This is a genomic window from Paenibacillus solani, from assembly GCF_001277345.1.
GTDB classification, from domain to species: domain Bacteria; phylum Bacillota; class Bacilli; order Paenibacillales; family Paenibacillaceae; genus Paenibacillus_AQ; species Paenibacillus_AQ solani.
Genome location: NZ_LIUT01000001.1, coordinates 3,172,240 through 3,198,823, shown reverse-complemented (window position 1 = coordinate 3,198,823; position 26,584 = coordinate 3,172,240). Strand labels below are relative to the sequence as shown.

At 44.0% G+C, this 26,584-nt stretch carries 34 protein-coding genes and 1 pseudogene; 25 read left to right on the top strand and 10 right to left on the bottom strand.

The features are described 5' to 3' along the window. Positions 1-389 precede the first annotated feature (389 nt). The 5 genes from AM231_RS14570 to AM231_RS14550 are packed head-to-tail and all read left to right on the top strand — an operon-like array spanning position 390 to position 5,400. On the top strand, positions 390-2,012 hold the full coding sequence (locus AM231_RS14570) for an ABC transporter substrate-binding protein (RefSeq protein ID WP_054403665.1): 1,623 nt from the start codon (positions 390-392) through the stop codon (positions 2,010-2,012). Then, positions 2,000-3,016 (top strand): ABC transporter permease, encoded by a 1,017-nt coding sequence (locus AM231_RS14565; protein ID WP_082341642.1) that lies wholly within the window; start codon positions 2,000-2,002, stop codon positions 3,014-3,016. Before AM231_RS14570 ends, AM231_RS14565 begins: the two co-directional genes overlap by 13 nt. Continuing rightward, entirely contained in the window at positions 3,013-3,855 is an 843-nt protein-coding gene (locus AM231_RS14560; protein WP_053492396.1) for an ABC transporter permease, read from the top strand. The genes AM231_RS14565 and AM231_RS14560 overlap by 4 nt, the downstream gene beginning before the upstream one ends. A gap of 38 nt (positions 3,856-3,893) precedes the next feature. Next, positions 3,894-4,817 carry an ABC transporter ATP-binding protein gene (locus AM231_RS14555; protein WP_054403179.1) on the top strand — a complete coding sequence of 308 codons (924 nt, stop codon included), beginning with the start codon at positions 3,894-3,896 and terminating at the stop codon, positions 4,815-4,817. Further along, entirely contained in the window at positions 4,807-5,400 is a 594-nt protein-coding gene (locus tag AM231_RS14550; RefSeq protein WP_054403178.1) for an ABC transporter ATP-binding protein, read from the top strand. Before AM231_RS14555 ends, AM231_RS14550 begins: the two co-directional genes overlap by 11 nt. 103 nt (positions 5,401-5,503) lie before the next feature. On the opposite strand, the gene AM231_RS14545 is transcribed toward AM231_RS14550, so the two are convergent. From AM231_RS14545 to AM231_RS14510, 8 genes are all read right to left on the bottom strand, one after another. Next, the gene (locus AM231_RS14545) at positions 5,504-5,989 is read right to left on the bottom strand and encodes a hypothetical protein (RefSeq protein ID WP_053492399.1); all 486 of its coding nucleotides are present in this window, start codon (positions 5,987-5,989) and stop codon (positions 5,504-5,506) included. A gap of 153 nt (positions 5,990-6,142) precedes the next feature. Further along, on the bottom strand, positions 6,143-6,967 hold the full coding sequence (locus tag AM231_RS14540) for an urease accessory protein UreD (RefSeq protein WP_054403177.1): 825 nt from the start codon (positions 6,965-6,967) through the stop codon (positions 6,143-6,145). 1 nt (position 6,968) lies between these two features. Continuing rightward, the gene (gene ureG / locus AM231_RS14535) at positions 6,969-7,580 is read right to left on the bottom strand and encodes an urease accessory protein UreG (protein ID WP_053492401.1); all 612 of its coding nucleotides are present in this window, start codon (positions 7,578-7,580) and stop codon (positions 6,969-6,971) included. A gap of 32 nt (positions 7,581-7,612) precedes the next feature. Further along, positions 7,613-8,299: an urease accessory protein UreF gene (locus tag AM231_RS14530; RefSeq protein ID WP_054403176.1), complete on the bottom strand. Its 687-nt coding sequence runs from the start codon at positions 8,297-8,299 to the stop codon at positions 7,613-7,615. Further along, entirely contained in the window at positions 8,292-8,747 is a 456-nt protein-coding gene (ureE, locus tag AM231_RS14525) for an urease accessory protein UreE (RefSeq protein ID WP_054403175.1), read from the bottom strand. Before ureE ends, AM231_RS14530 begins: the two co-directional genes overlap by 8 nt. Positions 8,748-8,758: 11 nt before the next feature. Further along, complete coding sequence (gene ureC, locus AM231_RS14520) at positions 8,759-10,471, bottom strand: urease subunit alpha (protein ID WP_054403174.1); 1,713 nt, start codon at positions 10,469-10,471, stop codon at positions 8,759-8,761. Further along, positions 10,468-10,791 (bottom strand): urease subunit beta, encoded by a 324-nt coding sequence (locus tag AM231_RS14515; protein ID WP_054403173.1) that lies wholly within the window; start codon positions 10,789-10,791, stop codon positions 10,468-10,470. The genes ureC and AM231_RS14515 overlap by 4 nt, the downstream gene beginning before the upstream one ends. Before the next feature lie 17 nt (positions 10,792-10,808). Continuing rightward, a complete protein-coding gene (locus tag AM231_RS14510) occupies positions 10,809-11,111 on the bottom strand; it encodes an urease subunit gamma (protein WP_054403172.1) in 303 nt (100 codons plus the stop codon). Between the two features lie 407 nt (positions 11,112-11,518). Between AM231_RS14510 and AM231_RS14505 the strand changes: the two genes are divergently transcribed. From AM231_RS14505 to AM231_RS14460, 12 genes are all read left to right on the top strand, one after another. Beyond that, positions 11,519-11,914 (top strand): hypothetical protein, encoded by a 396-nt coding sequence (locus tag AM231_RS14505; protein WP_242615155.1) that lies wholly within the window; start codon positions 11,519-11,521, stop codon positions 11,912-11,914. 29 nt (positions 11,915-11,943) lie between these two features. Next, entirely contained in the window at positions 11,944-12,549 is a 606-nt protein-coding gene (locus AM231_RS14500) for a C39 family peptidase (protein ID WP_242615154.1), read from the top strand. 24 nt (positions 12,550-12,573) lie between these two features. Next, positions 12,574-12,684: a prephenate dehydratase domain-containing protein gene (locus tag AM231_RS30450; protein WP_131724744.1), complete on the top strand. Its 111-nt coding sequence runs from the start codon at positions 12,574-12,576 to the stop codon at positions 12,682-12,684. Next, on the top strand, positions 12,672-12,950 hold the full coding sequence (locus AM231_RS30350; RefSeq protein ID WP_131724743.1) for an ACT domain-containing protein: 279 nt from the start codon (positions 12,672-12,674) through the stop codon (positions 12,948-12,950). The genes AM231_RS30450 and AM231_RS30350 overlap by 13 nt, the downstream gene beginning before the upstream one ends. Positions 12,951-13,017: 67 nt before the next feature. Further along, positions 13,018-13,476, top strand: a complete 459-nt coding sequence (locus tag AM231_RS14495) for a GNAT family N-acetyltransferase (protein ID WP_054403170.1) — start codon at positions 13,018-13,020, stop codon at positions 13,474-13,476. 3 nt (positions 13,477-13,479) lie between these two features. Beyond that, positions 13,480-13,749: a hypothetical protein gene (locus AM231_RS14490; protein WP_054403169.1), complete on the top strand. Its 270-nt coding sequence runs from the start codon at positions 13,480-13,482 to the stop codon at positions 13,747-13,749. Between the two features lie 64 nt (positions 13,750-13,813). After that, on the top strand, positions 13,814-14,437 hold the full coding sequence (yqeK, locus tag AM231_RS14485) for a bis(5'-nucleosyl)-tetraphosphatase (symmetrical) YqeK (protein WP_054403168.1): 624 nt from the start codon (positions 13,814-13,816) through the stop codon (positions 14,435-14,437). A gap of 7 nt (positions 14,438-14,444) precedes the next feature. Then, positions 14,445-14,882, top strand: coding sequence for a GNAT family N-acetyltransferase (locus tag AM231_RS14480; RefSeq protein WP_341271610.1), 438 nt, complete (start codon positions 14,445-14,447; stop codon positions 14,880-14,882). An 83-nt stretch (positions 14,883-14,965) separates the two neighbouring features. Next, positions 14,966-15,424 carry a GyrI-like domain-containing protein gene (locus AM231_RS14475; protein WP_054403166.1) on the top strand — a complete coding sequence of 153 codons (459 nt, stop codon included), beginning with the start codon at positions 14,966-14,968 and terminating at the stop codon, positions 15,422-15,424. Between the two features lie 35 nt (positions 15,425-15,459). Then, positions 15,460-15,924, top strand: coding sequence for a GyrI-like domain-containing protein (locus tag AM231_RS14470; protein WP_054403165.1), 465 nt, complete (start codon positions 15,460-15,462; stop codon positions 15,922-15,924). 16 nt (positions 15,925-15,940) lie between these two features. Then, the gene (locus AM231_RS14465; RefSeq protein ID WP_054403164.1) at positions 15,941-16,135 is read left to right on the top strand and encodes a DUF4083 family protein; all 195 of its coding nucleotides are present in this window, start codon (positions 15,941-15,943) and stop codon (positions 16,133-16,135) included. A gap of 31 nt (positions 16,136-16,166) precedes the next feature. Then, positions 16,167-16,685: a GNAT family N-acetyltransferase gene (locus AM231_RS14460; RefSeq protein WP_054403163.1), complete on the top strand. Its 519-nt coding sequence runs from the start codon at positions 16,167-16,169 to the stop codon at positions 16,683-16,685. Positions 16,686-16,791: 106 nt separating this feature from the next. Here the strand turns inward: AM231_RS14460 and AM231_RS14455 are convergent, their stop codons facing one another. Further along, entirely contained in the window at positions 16,792-17,490 is a 699-nt protein-coding gene (locus tag AM231_RS14455) for an ABC transporter permease (protein ID WP_054403162.1), read from the bottom strand. 37 nt (positions 17,491-17,527) lie between these two features. Beyond that, a pseudogene (locus tag AM231_RS14450) lies at positions 17,528-18,214 on the bottom strand (ABC transporter ATP-binding protein); the annotation flags it as partial. 180 nt (positions 18,215-18,394) lie between these two features. On the opposite strand from AM231_RS14450, the gene AM231_RS14445 reads away from it, so the two are divergent. The 8 genes from AM231_RS14445 (at position 18,395) to AM231_RS14410 (ending at position 26,557) form a co-directional block, all read left to right on the top strand. Then, positions 18,395-19,123, top strand: a complete 729-nt coding sequence (locus tag AM231_RS14445) for a response regulator transcription factor (protein ID WP_054403160.1) — start codon at positions 18,395-18,397, stop codon at positions 19,121-19,123. Next, the gene (locus AM231_RS14440; protein ID WP_054403159.1) at positions 19,114-20,223 is read left to right on the top strand and encodes a sensor histidine kinase; all 1,110 of its coding nucleotides are present in this window, start codon (positions 19,114-19,116) and stop codon (positions 20,221-20,223) included. Before AM231_RS14445 ends, AM231_RS14440 begins: the two co-directional genes overlap by 10 nt. 12 nt (positions 20,224-20,235) lie before the next feature. Then, positions 20,236-20,778, top strand: a complete 543-nt coding sequence (locus tag AM231_RS14435; RefSeq protein WP_054403158.1) for a GNAT family N-acetyltransferase — start codon at positions 20,236-20,238, stop codon at positions 20,776-20,778. A 142-nt stretch (positions 20,779-20,920) separates the two neighbouring features. Further along, on the top strand, positions 20,921-21,295 hold the full coding sequence (locus AM231_RS14430) for a hypothetical protein (protein ID WP_053492422.1): 375 nt from the start codon (positions 20,921-20,923) through the stop codon (positions 21,293-21,295). A 246-nt stretch (positions 21,296-21,541) separates the two neighbouring features. Continuing rightward, complete coding sequence (locus tag AM231_RS14425; RefSeq protein WP_054403157.1) at positions 21,542-22,198, top strand: TetR/AcrR family transcriptional regulator; 657 nt, start codon at positions 21,542-21,544, stop codon at positions 22,196-22,198. Next, positions 22,191-23,474: an MFS transporter gene (locus tag AM231_RS14420; RefSeq protein WP_054403663.1), complete on the top strand. Its 1,284-nt coding sequence runs from the start codon at positions 22,191-22,193 to the stop codon at positions 23,472-23,474. Before AM231_RS14425 ends, AM231_RS14420 begins: the two co-directional genes overlap by 8 nt. Beyond that, positions 23,474-25,789, top strand: a complete 2,316-nt coding sequence (locus tag AM231_RS14415; RefSeq protein WP_054403156.1) for an FtsX-like permease family protein — start codon at positions 23,474-23,476, stop codon at positions 25,787-25,789. The genes AM231_RS14420 and AM231_RS14415 overlap by 1 nt, the downstream gene beginning before the upstream one ends. Before the next feature lie 9 nt (positions 25,790-25,798). Continuing rightward, positions 25,799-26,557: an ABC transporter ATP-binding protein gene (locus AM231_RS14410; RefSeq protein WP_054403155.1), complete on the top strand. Its 759-nt coding sequence runs from the start codon at positions 25,799-25,801 to the stop codon at positions 26,555-26,557. The last annotated feature ends 27 nt before the right edge of the window (positions 26,558-26,584 follow it).

Below are 26,584 nucleotides of genomic sequence, written 5' to 3'. Positions count from 1 at the left end.
AAAATGGCCCAATAACCGCAGCTATCAATAGTTGCAGGCCAGCACATATGAGAAGTCCGACCTACCCCTTGTGAATATAAGTTGCCTATTCGCACATTAGCTATTAAGATAGGTGTAGGACACCGCCCTAAGCATAGTAGTCTCTATGCTTCCCCATTTCTTTCCGCCGTTTCACTCTGTGAACTTTGTTTGCCTTCCAGGTGGGAACAACTTGCAGCATCTCCTATAACAACTCCTTCTGAATGATATTAAGGACACGTCTGTTATATGTAGCTTGGTATGAATTACGTTTGAATAACCGGTTGGCGTATATGCCTTCCATTTATTCCCTTACTTTGCGGTTAAGTAGGGGTTTTTGAGTGGTTGAATTTCAAGATGAGGTGAGACAGATGAGAAAAAAATTAGTTGGAATGATGGCCTTGGTGATGTTGATGTCCATGGTTATCCTAGCAGGTTGTGGTTCTTCCAAACCGGGTGGAAACAATGCAGAAAATAACGCGAGTCAGGAAGAGAAAAAGGACGAGCTGGTATTGGCTTTTGGGTCTGAACCCGAAGCAGGCTTTGATCCGACAACAGGCTGGGGGCGCTACGGCTCGCCGCTGTTCCAAAGCACGCTCCTAAAAAGAGATGACGAGCTGAACATAGTCAATGATCTTGCAACAAGCTATGAAGTAAACCAGGATGGAATGGTTTGGACAGTCAAAATCCGCGATGATGTTAAATTTTCGGATGGTCAGCCCTTAACGGCTGCTGACATCGTCTTTACATTTGAAACAGCAACTAACAATGGCTCGGTTGTAGATCTTAATAGTATGAGTAAAGTAGAGGCTGTGGATGATTACACCGTCAAATTTACGTTGAAAGCGCCTCAATCTACTTTTGTTAATACACTCATAGCAACCGGAATTGTTCCTAAACACGCATATGGTAAGGACTACGCCGAGAATCCCATTGGATCTGGACCATATCAGCTTGTGCAATGGGATAAGGGACAGCAGCTAATTGTTCAAGCGAATCCGGAATATTACGATACACCGTCGTATTTCAAAAAGATCACGTTCCTATTCCTAAGTGAGGACGCTGCGTTTGCTGCTGCTCAAGCAGGAACCGTGGATCTTGCTTATATACCAGCTGCATTTAGTAACCAGAAAGTAACCGGCATGAGGCTGGAATCCGTACAAACCGTTGATAACCGTGGAATCGCGTTTCCTTATGTGAAATCTGGCAGTGTTACGGAAGACGGTTTACCTATTGGTAATGAGGTCACTGCAGACCCAGCCATTCGTCAAGCTATTGATATGGCTGTAGATCGTAAAGCCCTGGTTGATGGAGTCTTGGAAGGACAGGGAACGCCAGCTTATACTTCTGTAGACGGTCTTCCTTGGTGGAACCCGGAAACTGTCATCCAAGATGGAGACATGGAAGGTGCCAAGAAGCTGCTGGAAGAAGCCGGATGGAAGGACACTGACGGGGATGGAATCAGGGAGAAGGATTCCTTGAAAGCCGAATTCACTTTGTACTACTTAGCAAGTGATACCATCAGGCAATCTCTGGCGATATCGGTTGCGGATATGCTGAAGCCGCTAGGAATCCATATCAAGTTAGAGGGCGGAAGCTGGGATGTCATCGGCAAGAATATGTATTCAAGCCCTGTAATGATGGGCTGGGGAAGCCATGATCCGCAGGAAATGTACAATATTTACAGCAGTGAAACCGCAGGGATCGACTATTATAACACCGGCTATTATTCGAATAAGAAAGTTGATGAATATTTCGAGAAGGCCCTTCATGCGAAAACTGAGGAAGAAGCGATTGAGTTCTGGAAAAAAGCTCAATGGGATGGGACTACGGGCCTCAGTGGTAAAGGTGATGCCGCTTGGGCGTGGTTAGTCAATATTAATCACCTGTACCTTGTGAAGGATGGATTGGATATCGGAGATCAAAGGATTCATGTTCATGGACACGGCTGGCCTGCAACCGATAATATCGTAGAATGGAAATGGACGAAATAAAGGTGCGTAAATTAATAGATCGCAAGCTTGGAATATATATTTTACGAAAAGGATTTCGGATGGTTACTTTATTGGTAGCCATCTGTTTCATATCCTTTTTGTTAGTGAAAAACTCTCCGATTGATCCTATTCAAGCTTACATCGGCGCGGACATGTTGAAGGTTAGCCCTGAACAGCGTGCCAAAATCACTGAATACTGGGGATTGGACCAGCCTGTCATGATGCAGTTTTATCACTGGGGTTCTGCCGTTCTATCCGGTGATATGGGAACCTCCATGATCTATCGCCGTCCGGTCATGGAGGTTATCGGTGAACGATTCACGAATTCTCTTGCGCTGATGTTATCTGCTTGGGTTCTCTCAGGCGTGATTGGTTTTGTAATGGGTATTATAGCAGCTATGAAAAAGGGGAGCTGGATCGATCGTTTAATCAAATGGTACTGCTTCACCCTGGCCTCGACGCCTACCTTCTGGATGGGACTTCTGGTTCTTATCGTTTTTGCTGTATGGCTGGGATGGTTCCCTGTTGGCATGGGGGTACCTGCCGGTGTTCTTGCCGAAGATGTAACATTGCTGGATCGAATTCAGCATCTTATTCTGCCGGCGCTGACCCTTAGTATTGTCGGTATTGCCAATGTGGCTCTTCATACAAGGGAAAAGCTGATTGACGTTCTGGCCAGTGATTATGTTCTATTCGCCAGGGCAAGAGGGAAACAAGGTATGGTGTTGTTCTGGAGACATGGCTTACGAAATGTAGCCTTGCCTGCTATTACGCTGCAGTTTGCCGGGTTTAGTGAGTTGTTTGGAGGAGCGGTATTGGCTGAGCAAGTTTTCTCGTATCCTGGGTTAGGACAGGCAACGGTAGAAGCAGGACTACGGGGAGATGTTCCGCTGTTATTAGGAATTGTCATTTTTACAACGATATTTGTTTTTGTAGGAAACTTACTTGCTGATATAAGCTATCGTGTACTTGATCCACGAACAAGGGAGGGGAGGAAGGTATGAATACCATGCCGAAGAAATTCCCTCTGAATCATAAGCAATGGGCGCTTGCGAAGATTATCCTGGCCGCTTTGTTACTTGCGCTTGTCATCATAGGAGGTTTATTCCTCGACGAAGGAAGGATAGTAACGAACCTGACGGATCGGAATTCTCCACCTTCACTGGAGCATCTCTTCGGTACGGATTGGCTAGGACGAGATATGTTTACACGCACAATCATGGGGCTTACTCTAAGTATAGGTGTTGGATTAATCGGGGCGCTTGGAAGTGCCTCAATTGCAATGTTCCTGGGGATGGCAGCGGCAACCATGGGCAAGAGGGCTGACCGGCTTATTTCTTGGTGCATTGATCTGTTTCTAAGTGTTCCTCACCTTGTCACCCTGATTCTAATCGCTTTTACATTAGGCGGGGGGTTCAAAGGGATCGTTATCGGATTAACATTGACCCACTGGCCGAGTCTGGCGAGGGTCATTCGGGCAGAGGTTATGCAGATTCGGTCTGCGGATTATGTCCAGGTGTCTCGGCGGATGGGGAAAAGCCGCTGGTGGATTGCCTTGCATCATATAGTCCCCCATGTCATCCCGCAATTTTTGGTCGGCTTCATGCTGTTGTTTCCCCATGTTATTTTGCATGAGGCGGCTGTGACGTTTATCGGTTTAGGTTTGTCTCCGCATGAGCCCGCGATCGGCATCATTCTGTCCGAGTCCATGAAATACTTGTCTTCAGGGATGTGGTGGTTGGCGTTCTTCCCGGGACTTTGCTTATTGATCATCGTTAGAATGTTTGATCAGATTGGGGAGAATATCCGACTGCTTACATCTTCTGATAGCAATCGCGATTAAGGAGATTCACTGCGTTTCATAGAAAAAGGAGTTAACGAATGTCAATTCTTGAAGTGAACCATTTATCAGTCTCTTTTAAGCAATATACAGCTGGACTTAAACAGAGCCATCATAAGGTCATATCCGATTTGAATGTAAATCTGGAAGCGGGTGAGATTCTTGCCGTCGTCGGAGCAAGCGGCTCAGGTAAAAGCTTGCTCGCCCATGCGATCCTGGGTATACTCCCAGCCAATGCAAGTGTCAGTGGTGTCATGACATATGAAGGGGAAGAGCTTACTCCTGCCCGGCAGAAGGCTTTAAGAGGGAAGGAGATTGCACTTGTCCCTCAATCCGTAAATTATCTGGACCCACTAATGAAGGTAGGTAAGCAAGTGCGCACTTCGGTGCAAACCGGGGATGCGGTACAAGCACAGCGAAGGGTATTTGAACGCTTCCGTCTGGGACGGGAGGTTGAGCGTATGTATCCATTCCAGTTATCCGGAGGCATGGCGAGGAGGACGCTGCTATCGACTGCGATGGTAAGTGGAGCAAAGGTCATCATTGCAGATGAGCCTACTCCCGGTCTGGATCCTGTTGTCATTAAGGAAGCGCTGAGTCATTTTAGGGAGTTTGCCAACCAAGGCTGTGCGGTCATGTTGATTACCCATGATATTGAGTCTGCACTGCAGATTGCTGATAAAATAGCGGTATTCTATGCTGGTACGACCGTCGAAATCGCGAAAGCAGAAGATTTTGCAGGTCAAGGTGAGGCGATCAGACATCCTTATAGCAAGGCTTTATGGCGTGCTTTACCCCAGAATGATTTCGTTCCTATTACAGGGTCCCAGCCTCATCCCAGCGCATTGCCGCCGGGCTGCTTGTTCGCCCCCCGCTGTGCAATGGCAACGCCTGAATGCCTGCAAGCACAACCGGAAATGCGACCGCTTAGGGATGGAATGGTGAGGTGTATCCATGCAACTTAAGGCGAACGATATCGGATTTCGTTATGAGAATGGTCCGTGGCTGTTTCGGGGAGTGAATTTATGTATAGAACCAGGAGAGGTCGTAGGCATTGCGGGACCGAGCGGACGAGGAAAAACAACATTATGCCGAATACTCTCCAGTTATGAAACTCCTTTGGAAGGTTCCGTTACGTTTAACGATGCTCCGTTACCCGATAAGGGGTATCATCCTGTGCAGATGGTTCTTCAGCATCCGGAAAAAGCGGTGAATTCAAGATGGAAAATGCATAGCATCCTGAATGAAGGATATCATCCTGATGAAGAATTGCTAGAAATTCTGGGGATCGAGCAGGAGTGGTTAACACGCTGGCCTCACGAGTTATCCGGGGGGGAGCTACAGCGTTTCTGTGTTGCCCGCGCCTTGGGGCCGAATACTCGGTTTCTCATTGCAGACGAGATGACTACTATGCTCGATGCGATTACACAAGCGCAAATCTGGCAGGCTGTGATGGAAATTGCGCAGAAGCGAGAGATGGGCATTATCGTCGTTACCCACGAAGCGAAGCTGATGCAAAGACTTTGCGATCGTGTCATTGAATTATAACGGCACTGTAGAACGATCTACAGACTCAGCAAAATCGCCCTTGGGCTAGAATGGAAGCGACAAGCATCCATTTAACCAAGGGCGATTTTAATTTTCTGATATTCTAGTTTTTCTGTTCCTCGCTCTGATCCTGTTCATGCTGAGCAACTTTTTCATGGATTTCAGACTCTAATACTTGCACAAGGTCGTCTTCCAGTTTTTGTTGTGGTTGCGGATGAAACCATTGGATTTCTCCATTGTGAACGAATCCCTTATACTCTTCACCCTGCACTTGCAGAGAAAATTGCTGACGCATATGTGCGGTATCTTCAAATATGGGTTTTATTTCCAGGTCCTGAATTTCTTTCGTAACTCCATAGTGCCTCATTAACGAGTAAATGGTGGATTCAATATCGTCCGCTTTCTCTTCACCAATCATCTGCTTGGGGTGAGGGTTAAGCCACATAATTTCATCGTTGTGGAAATGTCCCTTGAACTCATCGCCCTCCACTTTGAAAGTGAACGCAAGTCGTTCATGTACACGATCTTCAAACAGGGTTTCAACTTCAAAATCCTCAAGTTCATGCTGGACATTCTTATCTTCAGTCATATTGTGTCTCCTCTCAAGAAAGTTCCGTTATTAGTTGCCTATTATAAAGGTTTTTGTTCCGAAATGTCCAATTTTTTGGCAAAATAAGCGGAAAATCGTTCTTTTTTAGTATAAAGATAGGACCAGATGAACTGAAGACGGACGCCAGCTGTATTAATATTTACGTAATGAACTTGGCGTACGATGATTCCACTTCTCGCTAAGGATAGCATGACATTGGTTTATGATCCGCTCGATGGTTTGGGTTGTGTTTGCATGAATTCGCAGACAAAATCCCGGGATTGCTACATCTGATATCCCAAATGTAAAATCGGCTTCTACAGTCATAACCGCATCATATAACTCATCGAGGAGAGCAGCATCCATTTGTTCGCTAATCGCTATCATGGAACCTAAATGGGTATAGCCCTCCATGAATCCGAGGCCTGATATTTTCTGCTGCTGCGGCACTAACTTCAAGTGATCAAATACGCCAAGTCTTCCATCCCAATAAATCTCGGTCACTAGCTGGATGGAGTCATAGCTGAATCTTTCTCCGCTTGGTGACCAGCCTGGGGTGAGGATATCGGTATACAGTAAAGTGGCTCCCGGTTCCATATGGACAACCGTTTTCTGTTTATAATGCGCGTGCTGATAAGCAATCAGCGGATCGGGAAGATATTCTAAGTAACTGCCCTTTTTTAAGTTGATTTCCGTCTCCTGATAGGCATGGCTTTTAGGTGTCTTATATATTTTTGTTGCTGATTGTGTGGTTAAAGTAACTTTCGATCCTTCATCTGCCGAGATCTGCATCTTATATCGATCGCCGTCCAAGTAACCGCCGCCGGGATTAAGAAGGTAATAGCAGACCTGCCCTGAATCATCGGCATATATCGGCCGCATCACCTTGAATGCACCCTGGAAGTACACTCGCTTGGCAACGGTCTTCCCATTACGGTCTTCCAGGTCTAAAGATAAAGAGCCAGTCCAATCGTTCATATTACTCTAAACCTTTTAGTAAAGCATGCTGCCTAATCCAGTCCATCACATCAGAAAGACCCTCATCATTTTTTAAATTGGTAAAAAAGAAAGGTTTGTTGCCCCGGAACACCTTCGTGTCACTAGCCATCACATCGAGACTGGCACCGACATATGGAGCAAGGTCGGTTTTGTTAATGATGAATAAGTCGGATTTAATCATCCCTTGTCCACCTTTACGAGGGATCTTCTCACCTTGTGCAACGTCAATAATATAGATTGAGAAGTCGACGAGTTCAGGGCTGAATGTTGCCGCAAGATTGTCGCCGCCACTTTCAACGAATATAAGTTCCACATCAGGATGACGCTCAACCAACTGATCAATTGCCGCGAAGTTCATGGAGGCATCTTCACGAATTGCGGTGTGAGGGCACCCGCCGGTCTCTACTCCAATGATACGATCCTCGGGAAGAACCCCATTTTGGATTAAGAACTTGGCGTCTTCCTTTGTGTAAATATCGTTTGTGACTACCGCCATTTTGATTTCACTTGCTAGATGGCGGGTTAGTTTTTCAACAAGCATAGTTTTACCTGCTCCAACAGGTCCTCCAACACCGATTCGAATTGGATTCATTAAACACACTTCCTTTATATATTTTTTGGTAATTAAGACATAAATATTCTGATATTCACTCGTTCGTGTTTCATTTGCGAGAGTTCAATTCCAGGAGAAACAATGCCGAAATCCTCGATGGTCAACTCCTTGATTCGCTCTACAGCCTGATTTAATTCGGGTATAAACTGATGAATAATCATTTGACCTGCTGTTTGTCCAAGGGGAATAGCTCTTACCGCATTTTGGACTAGACTGGAAATCGCAGAGTACAAATAGTAGAGGATGGTATCTTCTTTGCTTACGGCAAGCCCGTGGGCTACCATCGAAAAAACAATAGCAGGGTGGCCGAATGCTTTCTTGCTTCTTATTTCATCTCTGTATTGCGTTAAGATAGGGAAGCCGTATATGGACTCCGTCAGCTTTAACATCGTTATACCTATCATTTGTGTGCCTTCACGTGTTTCCCGCGGCAAGTTCTGGACTGTTAACAGGCGGTCGAGGTGCCAAATCTGCTGCAGATCATCATTCATCAAAGCTTCGTAAACGAGCTTGGAGGCAAGCCCGTCGGAATAGACGAGCTGCTCATGTAAGTATGCTTTCAACCACTCTAGCATTGTTTCCTGATTATGCACCTTATCTTCTTGTATATAGCTCTCCAAGCCAAAGGAATGGCTGAAAGCGCCTGTAGGAAAATTAGAATCGCATAACTGAAACAAAGAGAGAAGCTGGTTATTCATGGCTGTGGCCTATATGGCGGAATGCCTGTTTCACTTTTCGATCTTCTCGCCCATAAGGAATTTCAAGCTGTTGAAGGAGCTCTTCAACCAGATAATCGTATTGAACCAGCATTTCATCGTCTTCAAATTGAGCTGGAAGATGGCGGTTGCCGAGCTGATGGGCGATGGTGCCCATTTCCTTGATGCTTCTAGGCTTGATAACAAGAAGATCATCGGACAGAACATCAATGACAATCATGTTCTTATCGTCCATATAGAGAACATCACCGGCTACAAGATCCCGGGGTTCACGCAAGCGAATACCGAGCTCGTTGCCATGGTCTGTTTTGACTCGCTGAATGCGCTTCATTAAGTGCGCGCTTTCCAGATACACTTTTTCGATATGTCGTTTTTTAATCTCGCTTTGTTCCATTTGTTCCAGATTGGCTACAATTTTCTCAATAATCAATGTTGTTCACCTCAGAATAAGAAATATCGCTGGGCCATGGGAACAATATCGACCGGTTCACATGTCAGCAATTCACCGTTTACTTTTACTTCATAGGTTTGCGGATCTACCGTAATCTCAGGTGTTTCCGAGTTTAACTTCATATGTTTCTTCGTTAATGTACGAATTCCACCTACGGGCAGAATGATTTTTTCTAGTCCGAGCTTTTCGTGCACTCCGTCGTCATAAGCCGCTTGGGATATAAAGGTGGCCGAGCTTCTGGATAAAGCTTTTCCGAACTGAGCATACATCGGACGATGAATATATGGTTGTGGTGTCGGGATCGAAGCATTGGCATCACCCATTAATCCTGTAACGGCAAAGCCATTTTTAAGGACCATTTCAGGCTTCACGCCAAAGAACTTGGGATTCCACAGAACTAAATCGGCCATTTTACCAACCTCAATAGAACCTACATATTCTGAAATGCCATGAGTAATGGCAGGGTTAATCGTGTATTTGGCAATATAGCGCTTCGCTCGGTTATTATCTGCATATTGGCTGTCGCCGCTTAAGAGCCCGCGTTGTCTTTTCATTTTGTCAGCAACCTGCCATGTGCGCAGAATAACCTCGCCGACACGTCCCATCGCTTGAGAGTCTGAGCTAACCATGCTAAAGACGCCCATGTCGTGAAGGATATCCTCAGCTGCGATTGTTTCTTTTCGAATTCTAGAATCTGCAAATGCAATGTCTTCTGGTACAGAAGGATTTAAATGATGGCAAACCATGACCATATCAAGGTGTTCGTCAATCGTATTTACCGTATAAGGGAGGGTAGGATTCGTTGAAGAAGGCAGAATGTTCAGATAGCCGGCAGATTTGATCAAATCCGGGGCATGGCCACCGCCAGCGCCTTCTGTATGGTACATATGAAGCACTCGATCTTTAACAGCGGCCATGGTATTTTCCATAAAGCCACTTTCATTCAATGTATCGGCGTGAAGGGCAACTTGAATGTCGTATTCATCCGCTACTCGCAGAGCGTAGTCCAGTGATGAGCCGGTAGCTCCCCAGTCCTCGTGGACTTTTAATCCGATGACCCCTGCTCTGACTTGCTCGGCTAATGGCTCTACAGAAGCAGCGTGACCCTTACCTGTAAATCCAATATTGATCGGTAGGCCTTCGGCAGCTGCAAGCATCCGGTGTATATTCCACTCGCCCGGGGTTACTGTCGTAGCTTTGGATCCTGCGGCAGGGCCTGTACCGCCTCCGATAAGAGTCGTTGTACCCGATGTTAACGCCACTTCTACTTGTTTAGGGTTTACAAAGTGAACATGCGTATCGATGGCTCCAGCGGTGACAATTAATCCTTCCCCTGCGATGATCTCCGTGGAAGTACCGATAATGATATCGATGTTATCTGTAATGAGAGGGTTTCCACTTTTACCGATACCGAATATTTTTCCATCACGAATGGCTAAATCGGCTTTGCAGATTCCGGTGTAATCCAAAATGATAACATTGGTAATGACCAGATCGGGCACGCCATCACTCCGAATTGCGAGAGGATGCTGGCCCATGCCGTCTCTTATGACCTTGCCTCCGCCAAAGACAACTTCTTCTCCAAACGATGTGTAATCCTTTTCAATTTGGATAAATAGTTCAGTATCTGCAAGGCGGATCGAATCACCCGTCGTCGGACCATACATTTCAGCATACTGCTTACGGGACATTCTAAAGCTCATTTGGAATCCTCGCTTTCTAATTTTCCATCTACTTTGTTATTGAACCCATACACACGGCGTTCTCCTGAAAAATTAATTAGCTGTATTTCCTTTTCGTCTCCGGGTTCAAAACGCACGGCTGCTCCAGCAGGAACATTGAGTCGCTTGCCATATGCCTCCTGCCGATTAAACTGAAGGGCTTCATTGACTTCATAGAAGTGAAAGTGTGATCCAACTTGGATTGGGCGATCTCCAGTGTTTGTAACCGAAATGGTAAAAATTTCGCTACCCTCGTTACAAATAATGTCTTCGTCTCTTAAAATATATTCTCCCGGTATCATATGAGGCTCCTTTCTCGTTATCGTATTGGGCTATGAACGGTTACTAATTTAGTTCCATCTGGAAAGGTTGCTTCGACTTGTATATCTTCAATCATTTCGGGTATTCCTTCCATACAATCGTCTCTGGTCAAAATGGAAGCACCATACTCCATCAGTTCAGCGACGCTTTTCCCGTCTCTCGCTCCTTCGATGACTTCATAAGTGATGAGAGCGACAGCTTCGGGATGATTTAATTTTAACCCTCTGTCTTTTCTGCGCTTAGCTAGATCGGCTGCGACTACGATCATGAGCTTGTCAATTTCTCTTGGCAATAAATTCATAGCTACACCCTCCTAAGAATATTCACGAACGACAAGAACCCTCCATTCAGAGAGAAAGGAGGGTTCTTCAATTAGAAAAATTATAGACACGATATATAATTTTTCTAGACGGATTATTTCTTCTTCTCTCTGAAGTCTGATATTTCGCCCAACTAGACTAATCTATCATAAATACAGACCAAGATAAAGAAATTTATAAAAGCTCATACTTTTATGCGGTTTCCAAGCTCCGGGGGTACCCACCTCTGCTCTTCAGATGTATAATCATGGAAGTAGTTTATAACAACCAGTGACCCGGCCTAGGAGGAAGAAGTATCTTTAGGCCGGGTTGTTTCATTAGTGCAACTATATGGGGGGGAAACACCATGAGAGCCCCTAATTAGAACTGAATACAGGAGGGAATTATGATGCGTCTGGTTAAATCACCTGGCGGCTCCATTTATCCTTATCATTATAAGGACGGAGAAATACATTGCCTTAAGTACGGAAGTTTCTTTCAGAACCATGCTGCTTTGTTTGATTTGTATAGAGCAGAAGAGGATTTTATTAGAAGCACAAACCGCAGATTAAGGATCTGGGTCGATTTTTATGAGACCAATATATCTGAAGAAGTATTAACGAAATTCCTGGAAAGTATCAACAGTATAAATGATTATATTTTAAAAATATCGATAGTTGGATTATCTTTTTTTGATATATGGCGACTGAACAGATTAAGCAAGAAGGTGGGGGTCAAGTCTAACTGTCCGATTCGATATTACAAGGATCCTGAGGATGCAAAAACTTGGCTTGTCAGTGAATAAGGTTCAATGTAAGAAGGTTAGTAGTAACAATGGGGGCGCTAATTATTTTAAATTTAATCATAGTTATCTTCATAGCAATAATCATGTCCTATTATTATCGGATTCCGCGAAAGGATATGATCAATACAAGCGAAATTCCAGAATCGTATATGATACGAACTCCCAACAGGCTGGATATCCAGCCTCATTATGAATGTGCCGCTTTTTCAAGCGCATATGTTCTGAGACATTTAGGTATCGAAGCGGACGGTAACGAGCTTTATAAACAATTTCCGAGAAAGCTGGCTGATGGAACGGTTACTCCCAAGGGCATCCTAATATTTTTCAAAAAGCGTGGTTACGATGCGACTTTTTACCGTGGCAACCTTCAAACATTAAAGAAGCAAGTGAGTCAAGGCGTGCCGGTCATTGCGTTTATAAGAGTTTCTCCTAAACAGAGGTATTTACACTTTGTACCCGTGATTGGGTATGACCAAGAATCCTTTTACTTGGCAGACTCTTTGGAGCACACCATTAACTGCAAGGAAACCAGCTATAATCGAAAAATAGGTATTCGTGATTTTGAGGTACTGTGGAGGACCTGGGTTCCCTTTTGTAAAAACACATATATCGTAATACATAAGGATGTTTCGTAACTCGAACATTAAGGAGACCATACGATGAAAGTTGCTTATCTTGGACCTAAGGGAACATTTTCTGAAGAAGCAGCGAAACACTATTTTCACCAGGGAAAGTCTGAGTTTGTGATGTACGACACATGTTTGTCATAACGCCGAATCAAGAACAGCCAGGTGTACTATCGTCCATCCTGAATGTTTTTTCAGCTCTATCTATCAATTTGTCATGGATTGAATCACATCCAACGACAAGAAAACTAGGGGTATACCGATTTTTTCTGGAGTCGAATCAATCGGCTAATGACTCAAGTATTAACAAAGCGGTTATTATCCTGGAAACATTGGGCCATGAGGTTCGAATAATCGGGAGATATAATGCTTACGAATGTAATCTAACCAAACCTAACGACATCTTGTAACAGAGTATTATCACATAACATGAATGGAGTTAAAAACTTATTATTATCGAACTGTGGGTGTTTAAATATGAGAATTATACAAGCTGTGGAAACAGACTTAGGCGAGATTCTAGACCTAAAGCATCAATCATACCAAAGTGAAGCTGAGATTTATAATGATTATGCCATCCAACCGTTAGTGCAGACGCTTCCAGAACTGATTGAGGAGTACTCCAATCAACTCATACTAAAGGCAGTATTGGATCATAGGATTGTGGGTTCCGTTAGAGCGTATGAAGTGAATGGCACTTGTATGGTTGGAAAACTTATTGTTCATGAGGACTACCAGAACAAGGGCATTGGGACAAAGCTGATGAATGTAGTCGAGGAGAGTTTTTCACATTGCAGAAGATTTGAATTATTTACAGGGCATAAGAGCGAAAGAAACTTATATTTGTACAATAAGCTCGGCTATCGAACATTTAAATCACTTGTTGTAGACGAAAATCTAACCCTGATCTATCTGGAGAAGTATAAGGGAGGATAATTCATGAATGACAGATCAAGAAGAGAGTGGGAGAAGCTGAGAATCGAAGGAAAGAGTCATTTTGTCATAAAAAGCGGTGTTCTGAGATGGGGTTTGAGTACAGCTATCCTCTATACGCTTTATCTTCATTTATTGGAGAATGGATGGACTCTAAGTGGCAACATTATATCCAAAGCGGTACTAGCTTTTATCTTGTTTCCAATCGGTGGGTACTTCTGGGGGATCTGGGTGTGGAGTTGGCAAGAGAAAAAATATAGGCAGAGCAGCGAATAGTGAGAAAGAACTATTAGGATAATCCACCGCCCAGAGGACAGTACAAATAGAGGAGGCAACAAGGATGCACGCAGTTTTTCAGCCTTTAACCCGGCATCTTGTTCTAACGGGTGACTTAAAGACGGATATTCAATTGTTCTTGTCGGCAAATCAGTGTCCAAGCACAGCAAAGCACTGTATGGATGTTGGTGCAGAATCTAGGAGGATTGCTTTGTTGTTTAATGCAGATCCCGTAGCGGCAGAAATTGCAGGCTGGCTGCACGACATCAGTGCAGTTTTTCCAAACCATGAGAGGATAGACGTAGCAAGACAGCTGCATATTGAAGTATTGCCTGAAGAAGAAATCTTTCCGATGATTATTCATCAGAAGATATCCAAGGTTATGGCGAAAGAGATTTTTAATATTGCGGACCCGGATATCCTGAGCGCTGTTGGTTGTCATACTACATTACGATCCAACTCCTCATTGCTTGACCGGGTATTGTTTGTGGCGGATAAGATTGCCTGGGATCAGGAGGGGACTCCCCCTTTTATTGATGATCTGAATAGAAATTTGAAGGAATCTTTAACGCATGCGGCGTTTGCATATCTTCATTTTTTGTGGGAACGCAAAGAGACCCTGAAAGTAATCCATCCATGGTTAAGAGATGCCTATGAAGACCTGAAGGATAAGGTGCGACTCGTGTAGGGGATTCGTGAGAAGAAATGGAGAATTAAGGAGACTGATTGTGAATTTGGAATATATAATCAATGGTGCCTGTGCTGTCAATGAAGTTCAAGAGGTCTTTAAGAGATCGGGGATCAGGAGACCTGTAGGTGATACAGACCGGGTGCAAAGAATGATAGACAACGCAGATGAAATTATAACGGCAAGAGATGGGGACAAACTGATAGGTTTCTTAAGAGCTATCACCGATTATTCGTATTGCTGTTATATTTCAGATATTGCAGTAGATATAGATTATCAAGGTTCAGGAATTGGAAAAGAGCTAATACGACTACTGAGGAGCAAATTAGGAGAGGAAGAAGTTCAATATGTGCTCACATCAGCTCCGAAAGCTCTAGGATTTTATGAGAAACTCGGATTTGAAAGAAATCATAATGCATTTGTATTAAGAAGAAAAAAGAATTGAAGGTATTGGTGATCCAGATATAAACATCAACTAAATAATTTAGCGAATCAATACTTATTCTAACCATAGGGGAAGTGAAGCAGATGAGAGTAACCGAACTTCAGGAGATGAAGCTGGTTGGGCTTCGGGTGGTTTGTGAGGGCGATCAATACGTTCATGAGATCCCTAATGCGGCAAATCTTCTTAAAAGCCGGCTTCATGAAATCAAGGAAGTTCTTAATCCGGTCCGATTGGTTGGAGCTTTCATTGCGGGAGACTATTCGGAAGCAGAAGATGGCTATTGGGTTTGTGTAGAGGTAAAGGATGTTGTTGAAATACCGGAAGGCATGGTATTCGTTATGATCCCGGCACAGACATATGCTGTCATTAGGCATACGGGACCGAATCATGAGATTAGGCATACATATGAAACTTTGCATAAATGGATGAGGGAGAACGGGTATGAAAGAAAACTCAGAGCCTGGCATCTGGAAATAACGGAGAAATGGGATGTTCTTGATGCAAGTAACGTCGAGGTTGATTTATATGACACTATCCAATAATTCTTATGGTGAAAAAAACACTGGAGGCGGTATGAATGTCTGAGCAAAATGTCGTCAATATAGAGAATTTATGGACAACAAGAACCGAACGCCTGGGAAATCGATTGCTTATCGGAGTGCAGAATCAACTTCCGCAATCTTATGAAGAAGAACAGCAATTGTTTGCCACTTTGGAAGCCAGAAGAAGTGAGATCCAGAACCTGACCATGGATAATAATACATATATGGTGATCCATGACGATGGTTCGCGCATGACAGTAGCTAGGCTGGTAAGTCGTGTAAGCGATGTGCCTGCTGGGATGGTTTCATTGGCGCTGCCTGAAGAAGAATATGCAGTATTCCGGTTTGAAGAAAAGTATATTTGTACATTTTGGCAGTATTTTTGCGATCACGAACATCATCAAAAATATGGCATCAACACCGTGAAGGCAAGATTTGAAACTTTTAATGATACCTTGCAGCCAAATGGAATAACAGAAATTTACTATCCGAAAGAATGAAAGTAGGAGGGATTTTATGGCTACTTGGATGCTTGCAGCTTCTCTAATCTATCAAATCATTATCGTAGTTTTGATGGTGTTGTTTTTTATAGGTTTATATCGATTTGTATCCAGATTAATCCAACATACCAAAAATACAAAAGAAAGTTTGCGAAGACTAGAGGAGAAAGTAGACAAACTGCATGAAGAACTCAATAATATCAATAGATGAATTTTAAATACAGGAATGAGTGAACAACGAGATGGCTGTATACTTAGTAAAACCCTCAGCGGAATTTAAAGACGAGTATTTATCCTTTTATCAGGATTGGAAGGACAGTCAAGAAGATATGGTGCCTTGGGTAATAGCTCGAGATCCTGGAGATTTTGATGACATGCTTCAGTTTCTAAACAACAATGAACAAGGCATTAATATCCCGGAAGGATGGGTCAAGGATTCCACCTATTGGTTAGTTACAGAGGCTAATCGAGTTGTGGGAGCTGTGAATATCAGGCACCAGCTAAACGAAAAATTATTCAATGCCGGTGGTCATATCGGATACGGAATTCGGCCTTCTGACAGACAAAAAGGATATGCGACGCAATTATTATCTCTAGCATTGGAAAAGACAAAGGACTTAAGCATAAATAAAGTTCTGGTAGTGTGTGATGCGGACAACACTGGATCGAAGAAGACCATACTAAAAAACGGCGGGATTCAAGATACCGATTATATTGAAGAGGATGGAAACATAGTAAATAGATTTTGGATATCTATATAGTATGAATGGAACGGATATAGCCAAGGTAAAGTACGAGTCATAGGGTTTAGATCTTGACCTCATGACTCGTCTGTTTTTTTATCCTTTAGCCAAGTACTTAGATCTCTTATGCCACATCACTTTTATCCACTTTGTAGAATGAAAGATAACCGAGTAATAGGCCGATCAGGCAGAGTGTAACCGGAATAGCTAGGAATTGGAACAAGCTGGATGAGCTGCTTCCGTCTGACACCGTTGAATTAATGATGAAACCAATGATGACAGCTGATGTAATTGTGGATGCGGTCGACTTTTTTCGCATGCCAAACCACAGAGGAATCAGACTGATTCCGGCAATCATGAAGGCATTGAGAATGGTGGCGGGAACTTGAGTCATTATATCGACCACATGCACCGGAGATTCAAATAAACCGATCATCGGATTCAAGAAATACGTTAATACACTGATCACAAACGTCGTTATGATGATGCTCATAAAACAAAAAACAAAGACAATGGATAGCTTGGCCTGGAGGATTTTTTTTCGCTGCAGCGGATAAGTGAATAACACTTGGATCATGCTGCTCTTGTATTCATCAATCACTAGACGGGACAGAATAACACTTGAGAAAATAGTAAACGTGATCCGAATTAAAATATCCGACAAAGACATGAATTCAGCAAAATTCATCGGTTCGTTCTCACTTTTAGAACCCCATGACATTAGCGTCACAGCAACAAAAATAGCCACAATGCAAATAGCTAATCCCTTAAGATAACTGGATAAGTTGTTTTTTTGCCATTCCAGTCGAATTAATTTAAGCATATCGCTCACCTCCATGAATGAGTTTGATGAAGTATGCTTCGAGCGATTCGGTTTGTTGTCTTCGAATATCCTCCATCTTGACTTCGGTTAATAATTTCCCCTGATGAATAATGCCAATAGTATCAGCGATTGATTCAATTTCAGATACGATATGACTCGAAATTAATATAGTCGTTCCGTGTTTTTCTTTTAACGTTAGCAAAAGCTCCCGAATATCCTTAATGCCGATCGGATCCAGTCCGTTGATTGGTTCATCCAAAATGAGTATTTCCGGCTTTGTCACAATCGCCCGCGCAATCCCTAACCGCTGTTTCATACCCAGTGAGAATTCATGAATTTTCTTCTTCTCGATTCCGTGAAGGCCTACAATTTTCAGCGCTTCCTTGATCGCGTTCTTATTGTGATACCCGATGTATTCACAGTGATACTCCAAATTCGCTTCTGCTGTTAGCCGATCGTAAAACACAGGGTATTCAATGATGCTGCCGATTCTTCGCAAGTATTCAACGGATGATGGCAAAATCGGCTGATTGAATACTCGGATTTCACCAGAAGACGGCTTGACCAAATTTAATAACATTTTCATGATGGTGGTTTTGCCGGCTCCGTTCGGACCTAAAAAACCATAAATTTCTCCTTTGGTTATGTTCATATTGACGTTCTTAATAGTTTCTGTACCTTTGAATGTTTTGCAGACTTGATGGGTTTGAATGACGGTTTCCACTCCGAGTTCCTCCTGATTCGAATTGATGTGCTACACTCAGCTTAAAGAGTGAAAGTAAAAATAAAGTAAACGCTGTGGAAAAAACTCGTAATATTATTCCTGGAGTAAACTCGTAATCTACGAAAATAGGGTAAGATAGAAACTGATTCAAGGATTAAGTTTTGAAGTGAGGGAGAATTCATGGAGTCTGCTGCTATATTAGCTGTCGATGATGAGATTGGCATTTTGAAGTTATTGGAGATCACACTACGAAAAGAGAACTTTATGAATATTGATACTGAATCATCCGGAAAAGGCGCACTGCAGCGTATTAGAGAAAAGTCATATGATATGATCCTGCTCGATATTATGCTTCCGGATCTCAGCGGATTTGAGCTTTGTATGGAGATTCGGAAACATACGAACGCTCCGATTATTTTTATCAGCGCGCGCTCAACCGATTTCGATAAATTAACAGGATTAGGGATCGGCGCAGACGATTATATCACCAAGCCGTTTAATCCCATGGAAGTCGTTGCCCGAATCAAGGCGATCCTGCGCCGGCAAAGGCTTATGGAGAATACATATCAACTTAATACAGCTAATACAGCGTATGATTATGGGTACTTTTCTTTTCATCCGGAATCGGCCACGTTAACCGTGAAGCATCAACCGGTTGATTGCACGGCAAAGGAGCTTGAGCTGCTGCATTTCTTTTGCAAGCATCCGAATCATATTTTTACGACGGCTCAGCTTTACGAATTGGTATGGGGAAATGACGCGTTCGGAGAAGAAAAAACGGTCACCATCCATATTGCCAAGCTGCGTAAAAAGCTCGGTGATGATACCCGGAAACCCAAAATCATTGTCAATTTAAGGGGAATCGGTTATAAGTTTATTCCTCCGAATGAGGCATTACTATGCGAATAAAAACCCGGTTTACGATTCACTTGGCATTAGGACTCACCCTGTGGCTTCTTGGAACGGGTATTTTTATTGTTATATTGATCGAAGGTCTGCTTCCGTCGCTTGGCTATCATATCAGCATGGATAATGAAGGTCTAATCGTAGGAGTGACCTTTGGAGCCAGCGCGCTGCTATGCATCGCTTTGTTTGGATGGTATTTTGGCGGTCCGCTCGGTTTCATTATGGCTTGGATCCATCAGCTATCGCAAAATAATTACAAGCAGCCTGATGATCATATGTCCAAAATAGTTAACCGAAAAGGAAAACTGCGCATGCGGTACCGCCTATACAAGGAAGTGCTCCAGCATCTTCAATCCTTGAATGGCATCTTGCAGGCGAACGAAATTGAAAGAAACCGCATCGAAGAAGCCAAGCAGGAATGGATTGCAGGGATTTCTCATGATTTGAAGACGCCGTTAACCTATATCAGGGGATACTCTGCACTTTTATTGAATGAGCAGTACGAGTGGTCGAGGGAAGAGGCGAGTTCTTTCATTCGGGAAATCGATGACAAAGGAATGCATATGGAGGCATTGATACAAGATTTAAGCCTCGTTACGCAGCTAAATCGTGCCGACGGCACTCTGCCATTACAGAAGATGAATCAAGATATTGTTGAATTTACAAAAAGAGTGGTTGCCGATATTAGCAATAATCCGCAAGCCAGCAGCTATCAGTTGCATTTCCAAGCAGATCTGCCAGCTATGCATGTGGATTTTGATTCAAAGTTCATGCAGCGCATTCTGCAGAATGTGATGATGAACTCTATCATTCACAACCCTGAACATACGGATATCTACGTGCAGATAGCTGATGCTGGAGAGCATGCTGTCATCCGGATCATGGATAACGGAGTAGGGATGCCGAACCATATGGTAGAGCAGTTGTTTCAGCAATATTACCGCGGGACGACCACGGATACATCCTCAGACGGCACCGGACTAGGAATGGCTATCGTCCAGAAGCTGGTCCAGGCCCATGACGGCAAGGTCACTGTTGAGAGCAAGCTTACCGAAGGGACTTCCTTTACTATTTTATTGCCGAAACAGAGAAGAATAGGATAAGGGGAGATATCATTGAAGAAACTGCCAACGATTCCATTAGGAAGGCTCATATTACGCCCATTCACTTTAGATGATGCGGCAGTCGTTCAAGAACTGGCAGGTGATCCCTATATTGCCGAGACGACATTATACATTCCATACCCATATGAAGATGGGATGGCAGAAGCATGGATAAAAACACATAGTCATCAGTTTGATGAAGACCGATCCTTGGAATTAGCTATTGTACACAAAGAGGAGAACGATGTAATTGGTGCAATCTGCATAGGGATTAATAGGAAGTTTGATCATGGTGAACTTGCATATTGGGTCGGTAAGAAGTACAAGAATAACGGTTATTGTACAGAAGCTGCAAAAGGAATAGTAGAATATGCATTTGCAGAATTGAATTTAAACCGCATTTTTGCCCGTTATCTAGGAAAGAACCCCGCATCGGGTAAGGTCATGGAGAAGTTAGGAATGAAATATGAAGGGATTTTAAGGCAGCACGTTAAAAAGTCAGGTCAATATGAAGACCTTGTGTATTATGGTCTGTTGAAGGATGAATTTGTATGAAAATAGCAAGGGATTTCTAGACTAGGAAACTGCACCGCAGGAGTATCAGAAAAAAACCAACTCTTTAACAGGTGTTTTTGTCTTTAACCATTCTATAACTTTCGTAATAGACTATATCATTCTTAGAAAAGGAGTGATATAGATGGCTAACAGTGATGTACGTCTTGCGCTTTGGTCTGGTAATAACTTTTCAGTTCGGAGGATTCTTTTCAGACGGGGAGGCGTTGCGGTTCGGGATCTTGGAGCATTCCGGTTTAACAATGTCCTCTCCAGCTTCCGACTCAGAAATGTAGCGCAGAGATCTGAAGTTACGCTTGTATTGTTCTCGGGCATTAATTTTCAGGGGAACTTCCGTGTGTTCAGAGGAAGCCAAAATGTAGCGAACCTGGGCAACTTTAATTTTAACAATGTAACTTCTTCTTTCATCGTGGTAGGACGCAATCTGACCAATGCTGAAATTGCTCAAATTCAAAGCACCGGTAGACCGCCTCAAGACATTCTTGTAATCAGACAGTAATTCTGCAGTATCAGTAACTGTGAATGACCTAAAGCAGCCCATTCCTCGCAAGAGGGTGGGCTGCTTTTTTTATAACATAAAGAGTAATCAGCCCCCATTTGCGGGATCAAGGAGCATCAATGGCACATTAGCGGATGACTAGCTAAATCGATGACGATAACATTCCGTTAACAACATCTTGACAACTTAAATAAACATGTTATTCTATTACCGACAGACAGTCGGTCTATTGGAGGTGGTTTTACCATGAGAGTCGTGAAAAAAGCCGAGGAACGTAAGAATGAAATCCTTGACGCAGCGGATGAGCTTTTCGCTCAGAAGGGATTTGACGGCACAAGCACAAACGATATTCTCGAGAAGGTTGGAATAGCGCGGGGCACCTTGTATCATCACTTCAAGTCGAAGGAGGATATAATGGATGCGCTGATTGATCGGTATAACGTCCTTCTATTAGATGGGGCACAGGACATCGCTAAAGATAAGAGCATACCCGTAATCGAACGCATTGTCCGCGTTGTGATGGCACTGAACATAAGCAATGTCGAAAGCGGTAGCAGCAAGGAAATTATGGAACATATCCACAAGCCGCAGAATGCGCTTATGCATCAGAAAATACAAAAGGTCATTGTCAATGGCGTTCCCCCGATTCTGACGGAGATCATCCGTGAAGGCATCGAGCAGGGACTATTCAGTACACCGTTCCCATATGAATGCATGGAAATGGTGGTGATCTATGCGAATGCTGTGTTTGATGGTGATATGGTTACGATGACGGACGAGGAACGCGGATCGCGAATGCTGGCCTTTGTTTGTAACGTAGAGAGGCTGCTCGGCGCAGAAAGTGGAAGCCTGATGGCCGTGATGGCAATGTTTGGTGGAGGGAATGAAGGTGGCGATGAATAAATCAGGGAAGTCTTTTAGAAAATTTCTTCTCTTGTGGTCAGGACAGTTGATTTCAACAATAGGAAACGGGCTTACCGCCTTCGGTCTGGGGATCTATGTGTTTCAGCAGACGGGTAAGGCTTCAGCCATGGCGCTTGTAACCTTGCTTGCATTTATGCCTTCGCTTCTTCTTAGCGCGTTTGCCGGAGTGCTGGCGGATCGCTATGATCGCAGACTCTTAATGATTTTAGGCGATAGCCTCTCCGCGATAGGGCTTGTATTCATCCTCATCTGTATGCTTGGCGGAGAAGCACAGCTGTGGCAGATATGCGTGGGCGTTACCATCAGTTCTATATTTTCATCGCTGCTCGACCCAGCCTATAAAGCGACGGTTACGGATTTGCTTACAGAGGAGCAGTACACGAAGGCAAGCGGTCTTGTCCAGATAGCGGGTTCGGCCAAATTTCTGATATCTCCTATACTTGCCGGGTTTTTGCTCACCGTTTCGGATATCAAGCTGCTGCTTGTCATCGATATCTGCACCTTTTTTGTCACCGTGGCTACTACTTTAGCTGTACGCAGCGGTCTAGCCTCAAAGACATACGAACAGACCCAATCGTTTATCCACGAATTCAAAGACGGTTGGAATGCTGTTTCGAAAAACAGAGGTGTACTGGTTCTCGTGATTATGACATCGGTTCTGACCTTTTACCTTGGAGTTATCGAAACGCTCTCCATACCGATGCTGCTTACTTTTACAAATAGCTCCGTCGTAGGAACGGTTGAAACTATTGTCGCTTCAGGAATGCTTGTATCCAGTGTGATGATAGGATTTCTTCCTATAAAAAAAGGTTATGTGAAAATTCTATCGGTTTCTCTGTTCTTTGTAGGATTGTTTATGGCTGGATTCGGATTTCGTGAAAATATTGTATTCATCTGCATATCCGGTTTTCTGTTCTTTGCGATGCTTCCGTTTGCCAACACGAGCCTGGATGTTCTGGTTCGCACCAACATCGACAATGCGGTTCAGGGCAGAGCGTGGGCACTTATCGGAATCCTCTCCCAGCTTGGATTTGTTGCCGCTTATGCGCTTTCGGGCGTGATGGCGGATTATGTGTTCACTCCTTTATTAGTTGACGGGGGAGCGCTTGCTGACAGCGTGGGACAGATCATCGGCACGGGCGACGGCAGAGGATCGGGATTTCTCATTATCATCGCAGGCATGCTGTTATGCGTGACTTCGATCATTTTGTATCAATTGAGATCGGTTAAAATGCTTGAAAACAGGGGTGCCTAATGTATTTCAGAATAATTCGCAATGACATATCAAATAGCAAGCTGATCACGCTCACGACCATGATATTCGTTGCAGCAGCGGCGATGCTGGTTTCACTTGCGGCCGTGCTTATCGTTAATTTATCCGGTTCAATACATACATTGATGACACAGGCAAAGACTCCACATTTTATGCAGATGCATTCGGGTGACATCGATAGTGCGCGACTGACAGCCTTTGCGAAGCAGCAAGGCAATGTCGAAGATTTTCAGGTGGCTGAATTTCTCAACATGGACGGCGCACAGATCATATTAGGAGAGCATTCGCTTGTGAATAGCGTCCAGGATAATGGATTTAGTACACAGAGCAAGAAATTCGATTATCTGCTTGATTTGGACGGGAACATCATTCACGTTAACGACGGTGAGCTATATGTTCCCATCAGCTATATGAGAGACAATACGGCAAAGGTTGGCGACATTGCGATGATTGGCGGGAAGGAATTTACCATTGCTGGCTTCCTTCGCGATTCGCAAATGAATTCCAGCCTTTCCGCATCGAAGAGATTTCTGGTCAGTGAACAAGACTACGCAGAAATCAAAAACCTGGGCAGTATGGAATATCTGATTGAGTTCAGATTGAAGGATATGTCGGAGCTCCGCGCATTTGAAGCGGCCTATGCTGCCGCAGGGCTTGAAGCGAACGGACCAACGGTTACATATACACTTTTCAAAATGATGAACGCCCTTTCTGACGGAATGATGATTGGGATCATCCTTCTGGTTAGCGTTCTTATCGTTGTAATTTCGTTGATGTGCATACGCTTTACCCTCCTTGCCAAAATCGAAGACGACTACCGCGAGATTGGCGTCATGAAGGCCATAGGGCTGCGTGTATCCGACATCAAAAAGTTCTATCTTGCAAAATACGCAGCGATTGCTGCAGCAGGGAGTATGCTGGGGTTTGCACTTTCGCTTGTTTTCAAAGGCATGCTTCTTGAGAACATACGGCTTTATATGGGGGAAAGCCACAATTCCTCCTATGCCTCGCTGTTTGGAATCATTGGCATACTGTTTGTATTTCTGGCTATTATCGCTTATGCAAACAGAGTTCTGAAACGCTTTCGGACCATATCCGCTGCGGAAGCTATACGTTACGGCACTGCACAGGAAAAAAACACAGGTACCAATCGGTTTAACTTGAGTGGAAACAGGCTGTTCAGCACGAATGTTTTTCTCGGTATCCAAGATGTTCTCTCAAGAAAAAGGTTATACGTTACAAGCCTGATCGTGCTGGTGATTTCCGCATTTATCATCCTGGTGCCCCAGAACCTGCACAATACGATCTCCTCCAAGAGTTTCATTCAATATATGGGGATCGGAAGCTACGATATGCGTGTTGATATTCAACAAACCGACCATATTTCGGAAAAAACAGCTGAGATACTCCATACGATGAATAGCGACCCTGCCATTACCAAGGCAGCTGTCCTTACAACCAAAACCTTCAAGGTCAAAACAGAAGATGGGTCAGAGGAAAACATCAAGATCGAGCTCGGCGACCATTCGATATTCCCTATAGCATATGCCAAGGGCAAAGCACCAGCGGAGGACGAAATTGCACTTTCGGCTATGAACGCCGATGAGATGGGTAAACAGGTTGGCGATGCCATCACGGTGGTGATCAATGGGGATGAGAAAGCTCTCACGGTAAGCGGAATCTACTCCGACATTACCAACGGCGGCAAAACCGCAAAGGCTGTTTTCACCGACGATACGGCGGACATGATGTGGAGTATTGTCAGTGCCGAGCTTTCAGATAAAGCTCTGGTCCATGAGAAGGTTTCCGCTTATGCGGAAAGGTTTGATTATGCAAAGATTTCAGACATTGATGAGTTTGTTTCGCAAACGTTCGGTTCGACCATAAGCTCCGTTAAAAAAGCTGCCAAAGCCGCAATTATCGTCGCGCTGATCATAATGGTTCTGGTTACCTTACTGTTTATGAAAATGCTTGTTGCCAAAGACAGACATGCTATCGCAGTTATGAAAGCGTTCGGTTTTACAAACTCGGATATGAAGATACAGTATATCTCGCGTTCAGTCATTGTTCTGATTGTCGGAATCATAGCCGGAACCCTCCTCGCCAACACGGCCGGAGAGATGCTTGCAGGTGCGGCGATCTCCTCGTTCGGAGCGTCGATGTTTCGTTTTGAGATTGATCCGCTATCGGCATATCTGTACAGTCCAATGATGATGATCGGCTCGGTACTTATTGCAACCGTGATTGGTGTTTCCGGCGTTGGACAGATTAAAATATCCGAGAATATGAAGGAGTAACCTTAACCTATGAAAAAGTTGATTATCGGTGATCATATCGTAAAATCCTTCGGCGAAGGTGATGAACGGCGACATGTACTGGACGGCGTATCGGCCTTCATTAAAGAGGGCGAGTTTGTTGCAGTTATGGGACCTTCAGGCTCTGGAAAATCAACGTTAATGTTTGCATTGAGCGGGACAGATGACGTGAATGGCGGGACGGTCGTCTTTGACAATCAGGATTTATCGGCTGCCTCGGAGAATGAGCTCTCCGATATACGCAGAACCAGCATGGGGTTTGTGTTCCAGCAGCCAACGATGCTTAAGAATCTCAATATCCTCGATAACATCATTCTTCCGTCGATGCGGGATCATCGAAGAAATGCTGCATCCTTAACGATAAAAGCAAGGGCACTTATGAAAAGAGTGGGGATTGCGGAGCTCGAAAAGCGCGATATTACCCAGGTTTCGGGAGGACAGCTTCAGCGGGCGGGAATCTGCCGGGCGTTGATGAACAGCCCAAGAATCATTTTTGGAGACGAGCCTACGGGTGCGCTCAATTCCAAATCCGCGCAGGAAATCATGGACATTTTTTCTGAAATCAACGAGGAAGGTACTGCGATCATGCTTGTAACGCATGATGCCAATGTGGCTGCGCGGACGGAGCGGATTATGTTTATGAGCGACGGAAACATTGTCAGTGAACTTCAGCTTCCCAAGTTTGACGGAACGGATATGGATCGCAGGGTAGAGAGCGTAACGGCGAAAATGCTGGAAATCGGAATATGATAATTTAAATAAATGTGTAAACCCCTT